At 44.9% G+C, this 1343-nt stretch carries 1 protein-coding gene; it reads right to left on the bottom strand.

Going from position 1 to position 1343, the window contains the following annotated elements; all coding sequences use genetic code 11:
• Positions 1–1231 (bottom strand): SwmB domain-containing protein (locus tag ACG9ZL_RS20950; protein WP_419361819.1); only part of this gene is annotated, 1231 nt, incomplete at its 3' end.
• Positions 1232–1343: the final 112 nt, after the last annotated feature.

The following is a 1343-nucleotide window of genomic DNA, read 5'->3' as shown; positions in this document are numbered from 1 at the left end:
ACAGCGTACCTGTGGTATCTACCGCTGCACTCTCAAATGTCGGTGCTGTGCTATCCCCACCTGGAATAATCGAACCATTGTCTACTGCTGTCGCTGGAAGCGTTGCTGCATCATTGCCTGCTGCATCTTGAATCGCATTAACATCATTCCCCGTAGTTGGATCGGTATAACCCACCTCAACCGCTTGACCTGCTGTGACTGCTGTACCTAAGGTCAACACCACACTAGAACCATTCACTGTAACTGCTGTTACAGGTACCACCTGACCATCTGCGGTCACCACGAAACTGTTCAATGGCGGTAAGTTGGTGCCGTCTAGCGCTTCGCTATAGGTCAACGTCAATGATGTGCCTGTTGTATCGAGTGCTGCACTGACAAATGTCGGTGCTGTGCTATCTCCACCGCCAGGCACAGTTGAACCATTGTCCACCGTTGTTGCTGGAAGTGTTGCTGCATCATTGCCTGCTGCATCTTGAATCGCATTTGGATCATTACCCGTAGTTGGGTCGGTATAGCCCACTTCAACCGCTTGACCTGCTGTGACTGCTGTACCTAAGGTCAACACCACACTAGAACCATTCACTGTAACAGCTGTTACAGGTACCACCTGACCATCTGCGGTCACTGCAAAGTCGCCAGCAACAGGTGGATGTAATGGATCAAGTGCTTCACTGTAGGTAAGGGTTAATTGTGTTCCTGTACTATCTACATGTGAAGATTGGAATTGCGGGTTTGTAACGTCACCTGCAGTAATTTCAAGCGCTTTTGGATTACCAGCACCATCTGTCACAGTGACCGTAATTTTTTCACCATCTGTAAGTGGTCGGGTTAACTGGACATTATTAACAATACCATTTCCCGTTGCTGTCCCTGTTCCAATTACATTGCCATTAGTATCCGTAATTTTAACTTGACCTGCTTCATTTGAAGTAACTTCAACATGTGTCGCGTCTTGAATGCTTGTAGTAATCACTGGTGCAGTTACATCACCTGCTGTAATTTCAACTGTTTTTGGATTACCCGCGCCATCTGTCACAGTAACCGTAACTTTTTCACCATCTGTAAGTGGGCGAGTTAACTGAATATTATCAACAGTGTTATTACCAGTGACGGTACCCGTACCAATTACATTACCATTTCCATCTGTGATTTTAACTTGACCAACTTCATTTGAAGTAACTTCAATATGAGTTGCATTTTGAATAGTTGTCGTAATAATAGGCGGTGTCACATCACCTACTGTAATTACTTGGCGAATTCAAACATGAGGTGCGACAGTTTGAAAAGTCTTATGATAATCAACAAGCTGAGCAAATTTCTCTAATGGTGTAAGCCAATCTAAC

This window comes from Acinetobacter legionensis (genome assembly GCF_048551735.1).
In the GTDB taxonomy this organism is placed as follows: Bacteria; Pseudomonadota; Gammaproteobacteria; order Pseudomonadales; family Moraxellaceae; genus Acinetobacter.
Note: the sequence above shows the minus strand (reverse complement) of the source record. Positions and strands in the feature narration are given on the sequence as shown.